The 18017-nt window shown below is 58.8% G+C and carries 15 protein-coding genes; 1 reads left to right on the forward strand and 14 read right to left on the reverse strand.

Going from position 1 to position 18017, the window contains the following annotated elements; genetic code table 11:
- Window positions 1-15 precede the first annotated feature (15 nt).
- From rfbA to mtnA, 14 genes are all read right to left on the reverse strand, one after another.
- Window positions 16-906 (reverse strand): glucose-1-phosphate thymidylyltransferase RfbA, encoded by an 891-nt coding sequence (rfbA, locus tag AC3WQN_RS01785; protein ID WP_103399130.1) that lies wholly within the window; start codon window positions 904-906, stop codon window positions 16-18.
- Complete coding sequence (gene rfbD / locus AC3WQN_RS01790; protein WP_103399131.1) at window positions 903-1796, reverse strand: dTDP-4-dehydrorhamnose reductase; 894 nt, start codon at window positions 1794-1796, stop codon at window positions 903-905. The genes rfbA and rfbD overlap by 4 nt, the downstream gene beginning before the upstream one ends.
- Window positions 1793-2869, reverse strand: a complete 1077-nt coding sequence (gene rfbB, locus AC3WQN_RS01795; protein ID WP_103399132.1) for a dTDP-glucose 4,6-dehydratase — start codon at window positions 2867-2869, stop codon at window positions 1793-1795. The genes rfbD and rfbB overlap by 4 nt, the downstream gene beginning before the upstream one ends.
- Window positions 2870-3097: 228 nt before the next feature.
- On the reverse strand, window positions 3098-3328 hold the full coding sequence (locus AC3WQN_RS01800) for a lipopolysaccharide assembly protein LapA domain-containing protein (protein WP_103399133.1): 231 nt from the start codon (window positions 3326-3328) through the stop codon (window positions 3098-3100).
- A gap of 24 nt (window positions 3329-3352) precedes the next feature.
- Window positions 3353-3649, reverse strand: a complete 297-nt coding sequence (gene ihfB / locus AC3WQN_RS01805) for an integration host factor subunit beta (RefSeq protein ID WP_007899751.1) — start codon at window positions 3647-3649, stop codon at window positions 3353-3355.
- Between the two features lie 171 nt (window positions 3650-3820).
- Complete coding sequence (locus AC3WQN_RS01810) at window positions 3821-4102, reverse strand: hypothetical protein (RefSeq protein ID WP_103399134.1); 282 nt, start codon at window positions 4100-4102, stop codon at window positions 3821-3823.
- 200 nt (window positions 4103-4302) lie between these two features.
- Complete coding sequence (gene rpsA / locus AC3WQN_RS01815) at window positions 4303-5997, reverse strand: 30S ribosomal protein S1 (RefSeq protein ID WP_095078303.1); 1695 nt, start codon at window positions 5995-5997, stop codon at window positions 4303-4305.
- Between the two features lie 119 nt (window positions 5998-6116).
- Window positions 6117-6806 (reverse strand): (d)CMP kinase, encoded by a 690-nt coding sequence (gene cmk, locus AC3WQN_RS01820; RefSeq protein WP_095078304.1) that lies wholly within the window; start codon window positions 6804-6806, stop codon window positions 6117-6119.
- Window positions 6803-9010, reverse strand: coding sequence for a bifunctional prephenate dehydrogenase/3-phosphoshikimate 1-carboxyvinyltransferase (locus tag AC3WQN_RS01825; protein WP_103399158.1), 2208 nt, complete (start codon window positions 9008-9010; stop codon window positions 6803-6805). The genes cmk and AC3WQN_RS01825 overlap by 4 nt, the downstream gene beginning before the upstream one ends.
- Before the next feature lie 28 nt (window positions 9011-9038).
- Window positions 9039-10151, reverse strand: coding sequence for a histidinol-phosphate transaminase (gene hisC, locus AC3WQN_RS01830; protein ID WP_103399135.1), 1113 nt, complete (start codon window positions 10149-10151; stop codon window positions 9039-9041).
- A gap of 11 nt (window positions 10152-10162) precedes the next feature.
- A complete protein-coding gene (pheA, locus tag AC3WQN_RS01835; protein ID WP_007939916.1) occupies window positions 10163-11257 on the reverse strand; it encodes a prephenate dehydratase in 1095 nt (364 codons plus the stop codon).
- Window positions 11257-12342, reverse strand: coding sequence for a 3-phosphoserine/phosphohydroxythreonine transaminase (serC, locus tag AC3WQN_RS01840; protein WP_103399136.1), 1086 nt, complete (start codon window positions 12340-12342; stop codon window positions 11257-11259). Before serC ends, pheA begins: the two co-directional genes overlap by 1 nt.
- Before the next feature lie 64 nt (window positions 12343-12406).
- Window positions 12407-15076 (reverse strand): DNA gyrase subunit A, encoded by a 2670-nt coding sequence (gene gyrA / locus AC3WQN_RS01845; protein WP_103399137.1) that lies wholly within the window; start codon window positions 15074-15076, stop codon window positions 12407-12409.
- Between the two features lie 424 nt (window positions 15077-15500).
- Window positions 15501-16577 carry an S-methyl-5-thioribose-1-phosphate isomerase gene (gene mtnA, locus AC3WQN_RS01850; protein WP_103399138.1) on the reverse strand — a complete coding sequence of 359 codons (1077 nt, stop codon included), beginning with the start codon at window positions 16575-16577 and terminating at the stop codon, window positions 15501-15503.
- 108 nt (window positions 16578-16685) lie between these two features.
- On the opposite strand from mtnA, the gene AC3WQN_RS01855 reads away from it, so the two are divergent.
- Window positions 16686-18017 carry a TRZ/ATZ family hydrolase gene (locus AC3WQN_RS01855; protein WP_103399139.1) on the forward strand — a complete coding sequence of 444 codons (1332 nt, stop codon included), beginning with the start codon at window positions 16686-16688 and terminating at the stop codon, window positions 18015-18017.

Genomic DNA, 18017 nt, shown 5'->3' on the forward strand with positions numbered 1-18017 from the left:
AGTTACACGCTCGCCTTATTGGGGAGACGAGTCCAGCAGCTTTTGCAGGTACTGGCCATAACCAGTTTTTTTGAGAGCGTCGGCCTGGGCCCCAAGCTGCTCGGAGGTGATCCAGCCATTGTGGTAAGCAATCTCCTCCAGGCAAGCCACTTTCAACCCCTGACGTTGTTCAATCGTATGAACAAAGTGACTGGCCTCCAGCAACGAATCATGAGTCCCGGTATCCAGCCAGGCAAAACCACGGCCCAGCATTTCGACATTCAAGGTCTTCTGTTCGAGGTAAGCGCGGTTAACATCAGTAATCTCGAGCTCGCCCCGATCGGATGGCTTGATGTTTTTGGCGATTTCAACAACCTGGTTATCGTAGAAATACAGACCGGTAACCGCATAATTGGATTTTGGTTTAAGCGGCTTTTCTTCGATGCTCAAGGCACGACCAGAAACGTCGAACTCAACCACACCAAAACGCTCAGGGTCTGATACGTGATAACCGAACACCGTAGCGCCGCTCTCTTGAGTGCTGGCGGAGCGCAAGTTGTCCGAGAAGTGCTGACCATAAAAGATATTGTCGCCCAAGATCAGGCAGCAAGGATCCTTGCCGATGAACTCTTCACCGATGATGAATGCTTGCGCTAGACCATCGGGGCTTGGTTGCTCGGCATATGTCAATTTGATGCCATACAGGCTGCCGTCGCCCAGAAGCTTGCGAAAGCACGGCAAGTCTTCCGGAGTGGAGATGATCAGGATCTCACGCATGCCCGCGAGCATCAGTACCGATAGCGGATAAAAGATCATCGGTTTGTCGTAGATCGGCAACATCTGCTTGGACACACCAAGGGTCAACGGGTGCAGACGAGTGCCCGAGCCACCGGCGAGGATGATGCCTTTACGATTGGTCGTGGTCATTTATTAAGGACTTCCATAAGCATTCGGGTTACACCACTTTGCCAGTCCGGCAAGTGTAGAGAAAAACTGTCACGCAACTTCTGAGTGCTCAATCGCGAGTTCAGAGGGCGGCGTGCAGGCGTTGGATACTCGGAGGTTCCAATGGGGTTGATCGCCGTGACTGCCAAATCTTCGCCATTGGATCGAGCAAAACCAATTACATGATTAGCATAGCCGTGCCAGGATACTTCGCCTCCTGCCGCTAAATGATACAGGCCTGCCAGCCCTGGGTTCTGCATGACTTGTAAAATGGCTAACGCGGTCACGTCGGCAATCAAGTCCGCCCCCGTCGGAGCCCCGATCTGGTCGGCGATGACGCTCAAGGTCTCTCGCTCCTTGGCCAGACGCAACATGGTCTTGGCAAAGTTATTGCCGCGAGCACCGTAGACCCAACTTGTGCGAAAAATCAGATGCTTGCAACCGGATGCTGCAATCGCCTGCTCACCGGCCAACTTGCTGGAGCCGTAGTGATTCACCGGCGCGACAGTATCGGTCTCGCGCCATGGTGTAGAACCCAGGCCACTGAAGACATAATCAGTCGAGTAGTGAATCAACCAGGCTCCCAATGACGCTGCCTCTTGAGCCATGACTCCGCAAGCCAACCCATTTACGCGATTGGCCAACTCGGTCTCGGACTCAGCCTTATCGACAGCGGTGTAGGCTGCGGCATTGACGATGATATCCGGCTCGACCTGACGGATCGTCGCACGCAACGCATCGAGGTCGGACAAGTCGCCGCTTAAACCGTCTACCGCATGACGGTCCAGCGCAATCAATTCACCCAGCGGCGCCAGGGAGCGTTGCAACTCCCAACCCACTTGGCCACTTTTTCCCAGCAGAAGGATCTTCATGCCTTGTCCGAACGATCCGCGTAGTTCTGGTCGATCCACTGTTGATAGCTGCCACTTTTCACATGAGCGACCCATTCAGTATTGTTCAAATACCACTCGACCGTCTTGCGGATACCGGTCTCGAAAGTTTCCTCTGGCGTCCAGCCCAGCTCGCGCTGGATTTTGCTGGCGTCGATCGCGTAGCGCTGGTCGTGCCCCGGGCGATCCTGAACGTAGGTGATCAGACTGGCGTGGGGACGATGCGCGGAGTCCGGACGCAGTTCGTCGAGCAACGCGCATAGGGTATGCACGACGTCGATGTTTTGCTTTTCGTTGTGACCACCAATATTGTAAGTCTCGCCAATGACACCTTCGGTCACGACTTTGTACAACGCACGAGCGTGATCTTCGACGTAGAGCCAGTCACGGACCTGGTTGCCCCTGCCATAAACCGGCAGCGGCTTGCCTTCCAGCGCATTAAGAATGATCAGCGGGATCAACTTCTCAGGGAAGTGACACGGCCCATAGTTGTTCGAGCAATTGGTCACCAGCGTCGGCAGGCCGTAGGTACGACTCCAGGCGCGAACCAGGTGATCGGAGCTGGCCTTGCTGGCCGAGTACGGCGAGCTTGGTTGATACGGCGTGGTTTCGGTGAAGAGGTCTTCCGGCCCCTCAAGATCACCATACACTTCATCAGTCGAAATATGGTGAAAGCGGAAACCGGCTTTGCGGGAGTCATCCATGGCCGCCCAATAATGGCGCGCCGCTTCCAGCAAGGTGTAAGTACCAATGATATTGGTCTGGATGAACTCGGACGGACCGGAAATCGAGCGGTCGACGTGGGACTCTGCGGCCAGATGCATGATTGCATCCGGTTGATGTTCACGCAGGACTCGGTCGATCTGATCACGATCGCAAATATCGACACGCTCGAATGCATAACGCGAGTTCTGGCTGACCGCAGCTAACGACTCAAGGTTACCGGCGTAAGTCAGCTTATCGACGTTGACGACAGAGTCGGATGTGTTAGCGATGATATGACGGATGACTGCCGAACCGATAAACCCGGCGCCGCCGGTAACTAGAATTTTCACGCGAAACCATACCCTTGAGTTACGACAGGGCCACCAACCGCGCACCGTCTAATCCATGAATGTAAAAGCCGTCGAGTCAACAGCGACTTCCGACGGAACCAGCCTTGGCCAAAAGGCAAACATACCCTCTTTCGGACAGGCGCCGCATTTTACAGCTTAATCGAGGTTTTGCTAATGGATATAGACAAGCTGTCGCATCCATCCAATAGCCGTTTACCTTTGTTGTCGTCAGGCGCGGCGCTTGCGTAAGGCCGGACCGATAAACCAACCAAGAATCGGCCCCATCAGCATTCCCAGCAGCAACGCCAGAACCACCACGATTGATATCGGCAGTTGTGGCCCCGCCCAACCAAAGAACAACAAGGAAACCGACTGCTGATTTTCCAGCACGAATGCCATCACCGCCAAAACCAGCAACAGGATCAAAGCTACAAGGAGCACGTTTTTGAGGTTACGCATGGTTCACTCCTTGAGCGGCGAGGATCAAAGCCCCTCCTCCTCTTCTTCATTCACACGGTCACGCAATTCCTTGCCCGGTTTGAAGTGAGGGACGAACTTGCCGTCCAGGCTGACGGACTGCCCGGTCTTTGGATTGCGACCTACGCGCGGCGCGCGGTAGTGCAGGGAGAAACTGCCAAAACCACGGATCTCGATACGATCACCGGTAGCCAGGCACTGGGACATTTGTTCAAGCATAGTCTTGATGGCCAACTCTACATCCTTGGATGAAAGCAGCCCTTGATGGGTGACAATTCGTTCGATCAACTCCGACTTCGTCATATTTTTCCCTTCTTTTTCAAGCAGCTAGATCAGCGCTTCAAAGGTTTTAGCATGCCCGAAGGAATTTGAACAGCCCAGGCATTGACTTATCTGCGCTACCGCTCATCCACCAGAAAACGGACACGATTCGAGCACAGGACCAAGCCGACGCATGCGACACGCGCCACATAATCACCTGCAGATAACCACCAGTGTCCGTGTCAGGTATCCCGCGGGATTCCAGCCAAACGGATAGTCCTCATCCTCCTCCTTGGCATCACTGGACCTGACAACGACCTTATACCCCTCCTCCTTGCACTCCTTCTCGGCTCGCCTGTAGCACTTGTCCCACCCCGAGCCCAACCCAGAACAATCGATCTCGATGCCGCTGACACCACGTACCGCATGGGTTTTCACGTTGGTGGTGCACCCTGTCACAGCCAGCACAACAAGTACGACAACGAACTTGTTCATTCACATCCTTAGACCGGGCAGCCGCCCGATTGCCGTTGGCCTCAGGTAAGCCTAGCCCAAATAGAGGGATGCTCCGCCAAAGAAAAGACAGCATTTCAAGGAGTTGGTTTCAATGAATGTCATCCACACACCCAAGACCACAAATCGCAGGCACAAAAAAGGGCGACCGAAGTCGCCCTTTTTTTACAGAAAGTCAGAACTTAGTTCTGTTTTTCCGCTTGTGCAGCACGCAGCAGGTCACCCAGGGTGGTGGCTACTGGAGCATCCGAAGCTACTGGCTTGTCGCGCAGGCTCTGGATGGCTTCTTTCTCGTCTTCAACGTCTTTCGACTTGATCGAGAGCTGGATTACACGGCTCTTGCGATCAACGCTGATGATCTTGGCTTCTACTTCTTCGCCTTCTTTCAGAACGTTACGTGCATCTTCGATGCGGTCACGGCTGATTTCGGAGGCTTTCAGAGTCGCTTCGATATCGTCGGCCAGAGTGATGATGGCGCCTTTAGCGTCAACTTCTTTCACGATGCCCTTAACGATTGCGCCTTTGTCGTTCTCTTGAACGTACTCGGAGAACGGATCGCTTTCCAGTTGCTTGATACCCAGGGAGATACGCTCGCGCTCTGGGTCAACCGACAGGATAACGGTGTCCAGCTCGTCGCCCTTCTTGAAACGACGTACGGCTTCTTCGCCCACTTCGTTCCAGGAGATGTCGGACAGGTGAACCAGACCGTCGATGCCGCCGTCCAGACCAATGAAGATACCGAAATCGGTGATCGACTTGATGGTGCCGGAGATTTTATCGCCCTTGTTGAACTGGCCAGAGAAATCTTCCCATGGGTTAGATTTGCACTGCTTGATGCCCAGGGAGATACGACGACGCTCTTCGTCGATGTCCAGAACCATGACTTCCACTTCGTCGCCGACTTGTACGACTTTCGAAGGGTGGATGTTCTTGTTGGTCCAGTCCATTTCGGAAACGTGTACCAGGCCTTCAACGCCTTCTTCCAGCTCAGCGAAGCAGCCGTAGTCGGTCAGGTTGGTTACACGAGCGGTAACGCGAGTGCTTTCTGGGTAACGGGCTTTGATAGCAACCCATGGATCTTCGCCCAGTTGCTTGAGGCCCAGGGAAACACGATTGCGCTCGCGATCGTACTTCAGAACCTTGACATCGATCTCGTCGCCAACGTTGACGATTTCGGAAGGATGCTTGATACGCTTCCAAGCCATGTCGGTAATGTGCAGCAGGCCATCGACGCCACCCAGATCGACGAATGCGCCGTAATCGGTGAGGTTCTTGACGATACCTTTGACTTGTTGGCCTTCCTGCAGGGATTCCAGCAGAGCTTCACGCTCGGCGGAGTTCTCGGCTTCCAGGACACTGCGACGGGAAACGACAACGTTGTTGCGCTTCTGGTCCAGCTTGATGACCTTGAATTCCAGCTCTTTGCCTTCCAGGTGCGTGGTGTCGCGCACTGGACGGACGTCAACCAGAGAACCTGGCAGGAACGCACGGATGCCGTTAACGTCGACAGTGAAGCCGCCTTTAACCTTACCGTTGATAACGCCCTTGACCACTTCTTCGGCTGCGAAGGCTGCTTCCAGAACAATCCAGCATTCAGCGCGCTTGGCTTTTTCACGGGACAGCTTGGTTTCACCAAAGCCGTCTTCAACCGAGTCCAGAGCAACGTGAACTTCGTCACCGACGTTGATGTTCAGTTCGCCAGCGTCGTTGTAGAACTGCTCAAGCGGGATGAGTGCTTCAGACTTCAGGCCAGCGTGAACGGTTACCCAGCGAGCTTGGTAATCGATATCAACGATAACACCGGTGATGATGGAGCCTGCCTGAAGGTTCAGGGTTTTTAGGCTTTCTTCAAAGAGTTCCGCAAAGCTTTCGCTCATTTTAATTCCTGTCGATAAGGGCGAAGAATACGCCCATCTCCACACCCCAGACGGTGTGGGTTAGTTTCATTTAAAAGAAGCACCACAGGACTATGACTGGTCCCCTACGGCCTTCTTGGTCACCCGGCGATATCGCGAAGGGCGATTTCGCTCATGATGCGTTCCAACACCTGATCGATGGACAACTCCGTGGAATCCAGCTGAATCGCGTCGACCGCCGGCTTGAGCGGGGCTACCGCTCGCTGGGTGTCGCGCTCATCGCGCACACGGATCTCATCTAGCAGACTCGACAGACTAACACCCTCGACTTTGCCCTTCAACTGCAAATATCGACGGCGCGCACGTTCCTCGGCGCTGGCGGTCAGAAAAATCTTCAACGGCGCATCGGGAAACACCACCGTGCCCATGTCCCGACCGTCGGCTACCAGGCCCGGCGCTTCCTGAAAAGCGCGCTGACGCTGCAGCAGCGCCTCGCGGACCGCGGGCAACGCGGCAACCTGGGAGGCACCGGCACCGGCGGTTTCGGTACGGATGGCGTCGCTGACTTCATCGCCTTCCAGAATGATTCGCTGCAACTGACCGTCCGTCGCCGCGATGAACTGCACATCCAGATGAGCGGCCAGTTTCTTGAGCAACTCTTCATTGGTCAGGTCGACACCATGATTACGCGCCGCGAACGCCAGCAAACGGTACAGCGCACCGGAATCCAGCAGATTCCAGTTCAGGCGCCTGGCCAGCATCCCGGCGATGGTGCCCTTGCCGGAACCGCTAGGTCCGTCGATGGTGATGACAGGAGCAATATTGATCACGACTGAGCCTCTTGGGCAACGCGGATTCCAACCTGGGCACACAGCGCCAGGAAGTTCGGGAAGGACGTCGCGACGTTGGCGCAGTCATGGATGCGAATCGGCGCATTGGCGCGCAAGGACGCAACACTGAACGCCATGGCAATCCGGTGATCGCCGTGACCATGCACTTCACCACCGCCGATCTGGCCGCCATCGATGATGATGCCATCCGGCGTGGGCTCGCACTTGACGCCCAGTGCCAACAGGCCATCCGCCATCACCTGGATACGATCCGACTCCTTGACCCGCAACTCTTCAGCGCCACGCAGAATGGTCCGACCCTCAGCGCAAGCCGCGGCAACGAACAGTACCGGGAACTCGTCGATCGCCAATGGAACCAGCGCTTCCGGAATCTCGATACCCTTGAGTCTAGCCGCTCGCACGCGCAGGTCGGCTACAGGTTCGCCGCCGACTTCACGCTGGTTTTCCAGGGTAATGTCTGCCCCCATCAGGCGCAGGATATCAATCACACCGGTACGGGTCGGGTTGATGCCGACATGCTCCAGCACCAGTTCCGAACCCTCGGCAATCGAGGCCGCCACCAGGAAGAAGGCGGACGAGGAAATATCCCCCGGCACTTCGATGTGAGTCGCGGTCAACTTGTTGCCGGACTCGACCGAAGCGGTTGCCCCGTCAACGCTGACCGGATAACCGAAGCCGCGCAGCATGCGCTCGGTATGGTCGCGGGTCGGCGCCGGCTCGGTCACCGTGGTCTTGCCATCGGCATACAGCCCCGCCAGCAACAGGCAGGACTTCACCTGGGCACTGGCCATCGGCATGGTGTAGGTCAGCCCCTTGAGCTTGTGGCCACCGCGAATGATCATCGGCGGACGACCTTCAGCAGCGGTTTCGATCACGGCGCCCATTTCACGCAGCGGGTTGGCGACGCGATTCATCGGGCGCTTGGACAGCGATGGGTCACCAGTCAGGGTGCTGTCGAAGCTCTGCGCAGCCAACAGGCCAGACAGCAGACGCATCGAGGTGCCGGAGTTACCCAGGTAGATCGGACCAGGCGCCGGTTTCAGGCCATGCAGGCCAACCCCGTGAATGGTCACACGGCCATGGTGCGGGCCTTCGATCACCACACCCATGTCGCGGAAAGCCTGCAAGGTTGCCAGGGCGTCTTCGCCCTCGAGAAAACCTTCGACTTCGGTCACGCCTTCAGCCAGGGAGCCGAGCATGATCGAACGGTGGGAAATCGATTTATCGCCCGGTACACGAATCCGCCCAGTCAGGCGGCCACCAGGTTGTGCCAGGAAAATCAGGTCGTTGGAATTCATAGCGTCCACATAGGCCCGACGGGCCAGGATTTTACTGAAATGCTCGCGGGCAACCCGGGCGCGAGTGAATACGCCCAGCAATTGATGCCCATCCCCTGCATCGACCGCGTCGCGCAAGGCGTCGAGATCGCTGCGAAATGTATCGAGTGTGCGCAGGACAGCCTCGCGGTTAGCGAGGAAGATGTCGTGCCACATGACCGGGTCGCTACCGGCGATTCTTGTGAAATCGCGGAAACCGCCCGCAGCGTAACGGAAGATCTCAAGATTTTCATTGCGCTTGGCCAACGAGTCGACCAGGCCGAACGCAAGCAGATGCGGCAGATGGCTGGTTGCCGCCAGCACTTCGTCATGACGCTCGACCTGCATATGCTCGACATCGGCGCCCAATTCACGCCACAGCCGGTCGACCACTGCCAGGGCAGCCGGATCGGTCTGCTCCAGTGGCGTGAGAATCACTTTGTGTCGACGAAACAGCTGGGCATTGGAGGCTTCTACCCCGCTCTGCTCGGACCCGGCAATCGGGTGCCCGGGAACGAAGCGTGCCGGCATGCCGCCAAACGCTTCGGTCGCGGCGCGCACCACATTGCCCTTGGCGCTGCCGACGTCCGTCAGGATCGCCCCGCCCAGCTCCATGCCCGCCAGCAACGCCAGCAGTTTTTCCATGGCCAGGATCGGTACCGCCAACTGAATCACATCGGCGCCGACACAGGCGGCAGCGAGATCGTCCTCACAACGATCCACCACCCCCAACTCGACCGCCAGCTTTCGCGATTGCGGATCAAGATCGACCCCCACCACTTCACGGCACAGCCCGCTTTCACGCAGGCCCTTGGCAAAGGATCCACCAATCAACCCGAGACCGACCACCACCAGGCGACCGATCACAGGTACAGCAGGTTGCACGGCAATCACATCAACCACGAGCCAGGACCTTGCTCAGCGCCTCTAGGAAGCGCTTGTTTTCCGCTGGCAGGCCAATGGTGATGCGCAAGTGATTCGGCATCCCGTAGTTGGCCACCGGGCGCACGATCACACCTTCACGCAGCAACCCCTGGAAGATCGGCGCAGCGACCTGCGCCAGGTCCACGCAAATGAAGTTGCCCCGGGAAGGAATCCAGCCCAGGCCCAACTCACGGAAACCCGCTTCAAGCTGCTGCATGCCGGATTCGTTCAGGCGACGGCTTTCGGCCAGGTACTCTTCGTCTTTCAATGCCGCACAGGCCGCGGCCAGCGCCAGGCTGTTCACGTTGAATGGCTGACGAACGCGATTCAATACATCGGCAACCACCGCGGTCGACAAACCGTAACCCACGCGCAACGCCGCCAGGCCGTAGGCCTTGGAGAAGGTGCGGGACACCAGCAGGTTCGGGTAGGCCGCGAGGAAGTCCAGGCCATCGGGCAGATCACTGCCTTCGGCGTACTCGATGTAGGCCTCGTCCAGCACCACCAGCACACGCTCAGGCACGTCCTGCAGGAACTCATCCAGCGCCTCGGCACTGAACCAGGTCCCGGTCGGGTTGTTCGGGTTGGCGATAAACACCACGCGGGTGTTGCTATCGATAGCCTCCAGCATGGCAGGCAGGTCATGCCCCCAGTCCCTGGCCGGAATCACTCGCGCATCAGCGCCCACCGCCTGGGTAACGATCGGATAGACCGCAAATGCATGCTCACTGAACACTGCATTGAGGCCAGGCGCCAGGTAGGCACGTGCAACCAGCTCCAGAATGTCGTTGGAGCCATTGCCCAGCGTCACCTGATCGAGCTCGACCCGGCACTGTTCAGCCAGCAGGGTCTTGAGGGCAAAGCCGTTGCCATCCGGATAACGGGTCAGCTCGGCCAGCTCGTCGCGAATCGCCGCCAGCGCCTTGGGACTGGCCCCCAGCGGGTTTTCGTTGCTCGCCAGCTTGACGATGCCGGCCGGATCGATGCCCAGCTCACGAGCCAGTTCGTCCACGGGCTTGCCCGGAACGTAAGGCGAAAGTTGTTGCACGCCCGGCTGTGCCAGAGCGAGGAAGTCGCCACTCATTGTTAACGCCCTTAGAGAACTGCTTTGGGGTAGGAACCCAACACTTTAAGTGCCACTGCTTCCTGACTGATTTTCTCCAGCACACCTTTTACCAGCGGATCGCGGTGGTGGCCGACGAAGTCGATGAAGAACACGTAGGTCCACTTGCCACTGCGCGAGGGACGGGTCTCGATGCGCGTCAGGTCGATGCCGTTGTCATGGAATGGCACCAGCAATTCGTGAAGCGCGCCCGGCTTGTTGCTCATCGACACGATGATCGACGTCTTGTCGTCGCCGGTCGGTGGCACTTCCTGGTTACCGATCATCAAGAATCGCGTGGAGTTATCCGGGCGATCCTCTATTTTCTCGGCCAGGCGGGTCAGGCCGTACAAGCCCGCGGCCATGTCACCGGCAATCGCTGCCGAGTTCCACTCGCCCTTGACCCGTTTTGCCGCTTCGGCATTGCTCGATACCGCCACGCGCTCGACGTTCGGGTAATGGGCATCCAGCCATTTACGGCACTGCGCCAGGGACTGGGCGTGGGAGTAGATACGGCTGATGCTGTCGGTCTTGGTGTTTTCACCGACCAGCAAATGGTGGTGAATACGCAACTCGACTTCGCCACAGATGACCATGTCGTGCTCGAGGAAGCTGTCGAGGGTGTGGTTGACCGCACCCTCGGTGGAGTTTTCCACCGGCACCACACCAAAGTTCACCGCACCGGCCGCCACTTCACGGAACACTTCGTCGATCGCCGCCATCGGCTTGCTGATCACCGCGTGACCGAAGTGCTTCATGGCCGCCGCCTGGGTGAAGGTCCCCTCGGGGCCGAGGTACGCCACTTTCAGCGGCTGCTCGAGCGCCAGGCACGAGGACATGATCTCGCGGAACAACCGCGCCATCTCTTCGTTACCCAGCGGCCCCTGATTGCGCTCCATGACGCGCTTGAGCACCTGAGCCTCACGCTCAGGACGATAGAACACCGGCACTTCGCCTTCGGCCAGCGAGGCCATCTTTACTCGCGCGACTTCCTGGGCGCAGCGTGCACGCTCACTGATCAGCTCCAGGACCTTCTCGTCCAGAGCATCAATGCGCAGGCGCAGTGCCTTGAGTTCTTGCTCAGACATTAGCCATGTTCCTTCTCGAACTCTGCCATGTACGAAACCAGCGCGTTGACGGCGTTGATATCGACGGCGTTGTAGATAGAGGCACGCATGCCGCCTACCGAACGGTGACCCTTTAGGTTCAACAAGCCGCGAGCCTCGGCACCCACCAGGAACGGCTTGTCGAGACGATCGTCAGCCAGACGGAACGGCACGTTCATCCACGAGCGGTCAGCCTTGTTGATCGGGTTGCTGTACAGGCCGCTGGCATCAATGAAGTCGTACAGAGTGCGCTGCTTGACGTCGTTGAGCTTGCCGATGGCCTCTACACCACCTTGCTCCTTCAACCACTCGAATACCAGACCGGACAAGTACCAGGCCAGGGTTGGCGGGGTGTTGTACATCGAGCCGTTGTCAGCCGCGACCTTGTAGTCAAGCATGGTCGGACACAGCGAACGGGCGTGGCCCAGCAGGTCTTCACGCACGATATTGACGACGATACCGCTCGGACCGATGTTTTTCTGCGCACCGGCGTAGATCATGCCGAAACGCGACACATCGATCGGACGCGACAGAATGTCCGAAGACATGTCGGCCACCAGCGGCACGTCACCGGTTTCCGGGACCCATTGGAACTCCAGACCGCCGATGGTTTCGTTCGGCGCGTAGTGCACGTAGGCCGCGTCTTGCGACAGCTTCCATTCGTTCTGAGCGGGAATTGCGAAATAGTCGTAAGGCTTGGCGGTAGCGGCAACGTTGACGCGGCCAAAACGCGAGGCTTCTTCGATAGCTTTCTGCGACCAGATACCGGTATCGATATAGTCGGCCGAGCCGTTTTCCGGCAACAGGTTCAGAGGGATCTGAGCGAATTGCTGGCTGGCGCCGCCTTGCAGAAACAGCACTTTATAGTTCGAGGGGATATTCAGCAGATCACGCAGATCCTGCTCGGCCTTGGTGGCAATGGACACGAACTCATCGCTGCGATGGCTCATTTCCATGACCGAGAGGCCTTTACCATGCCAGTCGAGCAACTCGGACTGGGCACGCAACAGGACAGCTTCAGGCAGCGCAGCGGGACCTGCGCAGAAGTTATAGGCTCGTTTGCTCACATCCACTCTCGCTATGCAATCACGGTAGCGGACAGAGCAAACACTCTGCCCTGCTACGATTTGGTTAGTCTTGCGGCTCTTCTTCGTCAGCTGCGTCGGCTTGCTGGCTTTCCACACCGTCATCCGGCTCGGCACCGGCATCGAGGACGACACCGTCAAGCTCAGCACCCTCTTCGCCTTCCAGCTCTTCGCCTTCGACTTCCGACGGTTCCTGAACCCGCTCCAGGCCTACCAGCGTTTCATCGCCGGCCAGCTTGATCAGGGTCACGCCCTGGGTGTTACGACCCAGGCTCGACACTTCGTCAACCCGGGTACGCACCAGGGTCCCCTGGTCGGAAATCAGCATGATTTCCTCACCGTCGAGCACCTGGACTGCACCGACCAGACGGCCGTTACGGTCGTTGCTGACCATGGCGATAACGCCCTGGCCGCCACGCTTGTACTCAGGGAACTCGGTGATGGCGGTACGCTTGCCGAAACCACGCTCGGAAGCCGTGAGGATCTGGCTGCCTTCTTCCGGGATCAGCATGGAAATCAGTTTCTGACCTTCCGGCAGGCGCATGCCACGCACACCACGAGCGGTACGACCCATGGCACGGACGTCGGACTCTTTGAAGCGAGTGACCTTGCCGCCGTCGGAGAACAGCATGACTTCACGCTCGCCATCGGTAATGGCAGCGCTGATCAATACGTCGCCTTCATCCAGCTCCAGCGCGATCAAGCCAACGCTGCGCTGACGACTGAAGGATTCCAGCGGGGTCTTCTTCACGGTGCCATTGGCGGTCGCCATGAAGATGTAGTGACCTTCGGTGTATTCCTCGACCGGCAGCATGGTGGTGATGTACTCACCATCATCCAGCGGCAGCAGGTTGACCAGCGGACGACCACGGGCGGCGCGGGAGGCTTCCGGAATTTCGTAGGTTTTCAGCCAGTACACCTTGCCCTTGCTGGAGAACAGCAACAGCGTGGTGTGGCTGTTGGCGACCAGCAGGTGAGCAATGTAGTCCTCATCCTTGACGCCAGTTGCCGACTTGCCTTTACCGCCACGACGCTGGGCCTGGTACGCAGCCAATGGCTGGGTCTTGGCATAGCCACCGTGGGAAATGGTCACGACGCGCTCTTCTTCCGGGATCATGTCACCCAGGGTCAGGTCCAGGCGCGCATCCAGAATTTCGGTGCGGCGCACATCGCCGTATTCGGCACGGATCACTTCCAGCTCTTCGCGGATCACTTCCATCAGGCGCGTGGCGCTGTTGAGGATGCGGATCAGCTCGCCGATCTGGTTGAGGATCTCTTGATACTCAGCCAGCAGTTTTTCGTGTTCCAGGCCGGTCAGGCGGTGCAGACGCAGCTCCAGAATGGCTTGCGCCTGCTCTGGCGACAGGAAGTACTTGCCTTCGCGCAGACCGTATTGCGGGTCGAGGTTTTCCGGACGGCAGGAATCCGCACCGGCACGCTCCACCATCGCCACCACGGCGGACGACTCCCAAGGCGTGCTGACCAGCGCTTCCTTGGCTTCCGACGGGGTTGGCGAGGCCTTGATCAGGGCAATGACCGGATCGATGTTCGACAGGGCAACCGCCTGGCCTTCGAGGATATGACCGCGCTCACGCGCTTTACGCAGCTCGAACACGGTACGACGGGTAACGACTTCGCGACGGTGACGAACGAAGGCTTCCAGCAGGTCCTTGAGGTTCAGGATCCGCGGACGGCCGTCGATCAGCGCGACGATGTTGATACCGAATACCGCTTGCAGCTGGGTCTGGGCGTAGAGGTTGTTGAGGATCACCTCAGGCACTTCGCCGCGACGCAGCTCGATCACGACACGCATACCGTCCTTGTCGGACTCGTCGCGCAGTTCGGTGATGCCTTCAAGCTTCTTCTCTTTGACCAGTTCGGCGATCTTCTCGATCAGACGCGCCTTGTTCAACTGGTAAGGCAGTTCGGTGATGACGATCTGCTGACGGCCACCGACCTTGTCGATGTCTTCGATCATCGAGCGGGCGCGCATGTAAATGCGGCCGCGACCGGTACGGTAGGCTTCGATGATGCCGGCACGACCATTGATGATCGCGGCGGTCGGGAAGTCCGGACCCGGGATGTATTGCATCAGCTCGTCGACAGTCAGCTCGGGATTGTCGATGAGGGCCAGGCAACCGTCGATGACTTCACCGAGGTTGTGCGGCGGAATGTTGGTCGCCATGCCCACGGCGATACCGCTGGAGCCGTTGACCAGCAGGTTGGGAATACGGGTCGGCATGACCGCGGGGATCATCTCGGTGCCGTCGTAGTTCGGCACCCAGTCCACGGTTTCCTTGTGCAGGTCAGCCAGCAGCTCGTGCGCCAGCTTGGTCATGCGCACTTCGGTGTATCGCATCGCCGCGGCGTTGTCGCCGTCGACCGAACCGAAGTTGCCCTGACCGTCTACCAGCAGGTAACGCAGCGAGAATGGCTGCGCCATACGAACGATGGTGTCGTACACCGCGGTATCACCATGCGGGTGATACTTACCGATCACGTCACCGACAACACGGGCAGATTTCTTGTACGGCTTGTTGAAATCGTTACCCAGCTCGCTCATTGCGAACAGCACACGCCGATGCACGGGCTTCAAGCCATCGCGCGCATCAGGCAGTGCCCGCCCGACAATTACGCTCATCGCGTAGTCGAGGTAGGACTGTTTCAGCTCGTCTTCGATATTGACCGGGAGGATTTCTTTGGCCAGTTCGCCCATGAGAAGCCTGATTCCTTTTTCTGGTGAAACTTCGTCACATCCATATGGGACGAACGAAGCTCGCCGCTGCAGGCTGAGTGCCATACACCGACTTACGACAAATCAACGAGTTAAACCATGGATCTGCGCAGTAAAGGCAAGCCCGAGAGGCTGCCTTGGAAACCGCCGGATGTTATCACAAGAGCCGCCACGCACCTATCCCCCTGATGCGCATGGAGCATAGTTAGTTGACCGGTGACAGGCTTGAAGGGGGTCAGAGGGGCTTAGAGCTGCTTTGAATGAAGAATCAGGGCCTGATTCAGGCTGGATCATTGGCTTTCGGGCCTCTTCGTGGGCAAGCCCGCTCCCTCATCGGCCGGTGACAATCACACAACCTGTGGAAACGCGCCTGCCCGCGAAGGCGACCTGGCAGGCGCCAAAGCCCTCAATGCAGGCGCTTACGACACATCAGTTGCGCCATTTTCGCGGCATCGGGCCGCTCCACGATGCCTTTTTCAGTGACGATCACATCGATCAGGTCCGCCGGGGTGACATCGAACACCGGATTGAAGGCCTCGACATCCGCCCCCACCCGCTTGCCACCCACATCCAGCAGTTCACTGCCGTCACGCTCTTCGATGGGGATGTCTTCGCCACTGGCCAGATTCATGTCAATCGTCGAACTCGGTGCCACGACCATGAAGCGCACGCCATGGTGCATGGCATTGACCGCAAGCTGGTAGGTGCCGATCTTGTTCGCCACATCACCATTGGCGGTAATGCGGTCCGCACCGACGATCACCCAGGTAATGCCCTTGGTCTTCATGATGTGGGCGGCGGCGGAGTCGGCGTTGAGGGTCACCGGAATGCCTTCGTTAGCCAACTCCCATGCGGTCAGGCGCGAGCCTTGCAGCCATGGCCGGGTTTCATCGGCATACACCCGCTCGACCATCCCCTCGATGAACGCCCCGCGAATCACTCCCAGCGCCGTGCCAAAGCCACCCGTGGCCAGCGCGCCGGTGTTGCAGTGCGTCAGAATGGCCTGGGCATTGCCCTGATGCTTGCGGATCAGGTCCACGCCCAACTGTGCCATGGTCAGGTTGGCCTCACGATCGCTTTCGTGGATTGCCAGCGCCTCGGCCTCGAGGGCGGCCAATGGGTCGGCGTGCCCCTTGAGTCGCTCCAGACGCTCGCGCATGCGGCCCAGCGCCCAGAACAGATTGACCGCGGTCGGTCGCGAATCGGCCAGCAGCGCGAAATCCTCCTCCAGCGCTACCTGCCAGTCGCCACCTTCAGCAAAGCGCGCACGCGCCGCCAACACCACGCCATAGGCGGCACTGATGCCGATGGCCGGCGCACCACGCACCACCATGGCGCGAATGGCCTCGGCCACGCCTGCCGCACTGGTATAGGCGATCCAGCGCTCCTCGAATGGCAGAATGCGCTGATCCAGCAGGTACAGGGCGCCGTCCCGCCAATCGATGGCTTTCACTTTCTCGGCTGCCAACAGTCGATCGCGCATCCCACACCCCGCACTCATGAACAAAAGCCGTCGATTATAGCGATCCCCCGGCGAAGACGCTCGGGTATACTTCGCCATCCTTTATAAAAGCACTGGACCAAACCCCCGATGCCGAACCCTGCCGCCGCGCTCGACCTACTCTTGCTGCCGACCTGGTTAGTCCCTGTCGAACCTGCTGGCGTGGTGCTCAAGGAGCATGGCCTGGGTATCCGTGACGGGCGAATTGCCTTCATCGGTCCGCGCAATGAAGCCCTGAAGCTACAGGCAACCGAAGTCCGAGAACTGCCGGGCACGTTGCTCAGCCCCGGCCTGATCAATGCCCACGGGCATGCGGCGATGACCCTGTTCCGTGGCCTGGCCGATGATTTGCCCCTGATGACCTGGCTGGAACAGCACATCTGGCCGGCCGAGGGCAAATGGGTCGACGAAGCATTCGTGCGCGACGGCACCGACCTGGCCATTGCCGAGCAAATCAAAGGTGGCATCACCTGTTTCTCGGACATGTACTTCTTCCCGAAAGTTGCCAGCGAGCGCGTACACAACAGCGGCATTCGCGCCCAGATCGCCATTCCGATCCTCGACTTTCCGATTCCCGGTGCCAGCGACGCCGACGAGGCCATCCGCCAGGGTGTCGAGCTGTTCAGCGACCTCAAGCATCACCCGCGCATCAACATTGCCTTCGGCCCTCATGCACCCTACACCGTTGGTGACGAAAACCTTGAGAAAATCCGGGTGATCGCCGAGGAACTGGACGCCGCGATTCACATGCACGTTCATGAAACCGCGTTCGAGGTACAGCAGTCGACCGAACAGCGCGGCGAACGACCATTGGCCCGCCTGGCGCGCCTGGGCCTGCTCGGGCCACGCTTCCAGGCCGTTCACATGACGCAAATCAGCGAAGACGACCTGGCATTGCTGGTAGAAAGCAACAGCAGCGTCATCCATTGCCCGGAATCGAACCTCAAACTGGCCAGTGGCTTCTGCCCGGTGGAGCGCCTGTGGCAGGCCGGTGTCAACGTCGCCGTCGGCACCGATGGCGCGGCCAGCAACAATGACCTGGACTTGCTGGGCGAAACCCGCACCGCTGCCCTGCTCGCCAAAGCCGTTGCCGGCTCGGCCACGGCGCTGGACGCCCACCGTGCCTTGCGCATGGCCACCCTCAACGGTGCCCGCGCACTGGGGCTGGAAACCGAAACGGGCTCGCTGGAAGTCGGCAAGGCCGCGGACCTGGTGGCCTTCGACTTGTCCGGCCTGGCCCAGCAACCGGTCTACGACCCGGTTTCGCAGCTGATCTATGCCACCGGCCGGGACTGCGTGAAACACCTGTGGGTCGCCGGCAAGCAACTGCTCGATGACCGGCGCCTGACGCGCCTTGATGAACAACAGCTGTGCGCTACCGCCACCACCTGGGGCAAGCGCATCAGCGGCCATAGCGAATAG

It is taken from the genome of Pseudomonas sp. FW300-N1A1, from assembly GCF_058789115.1.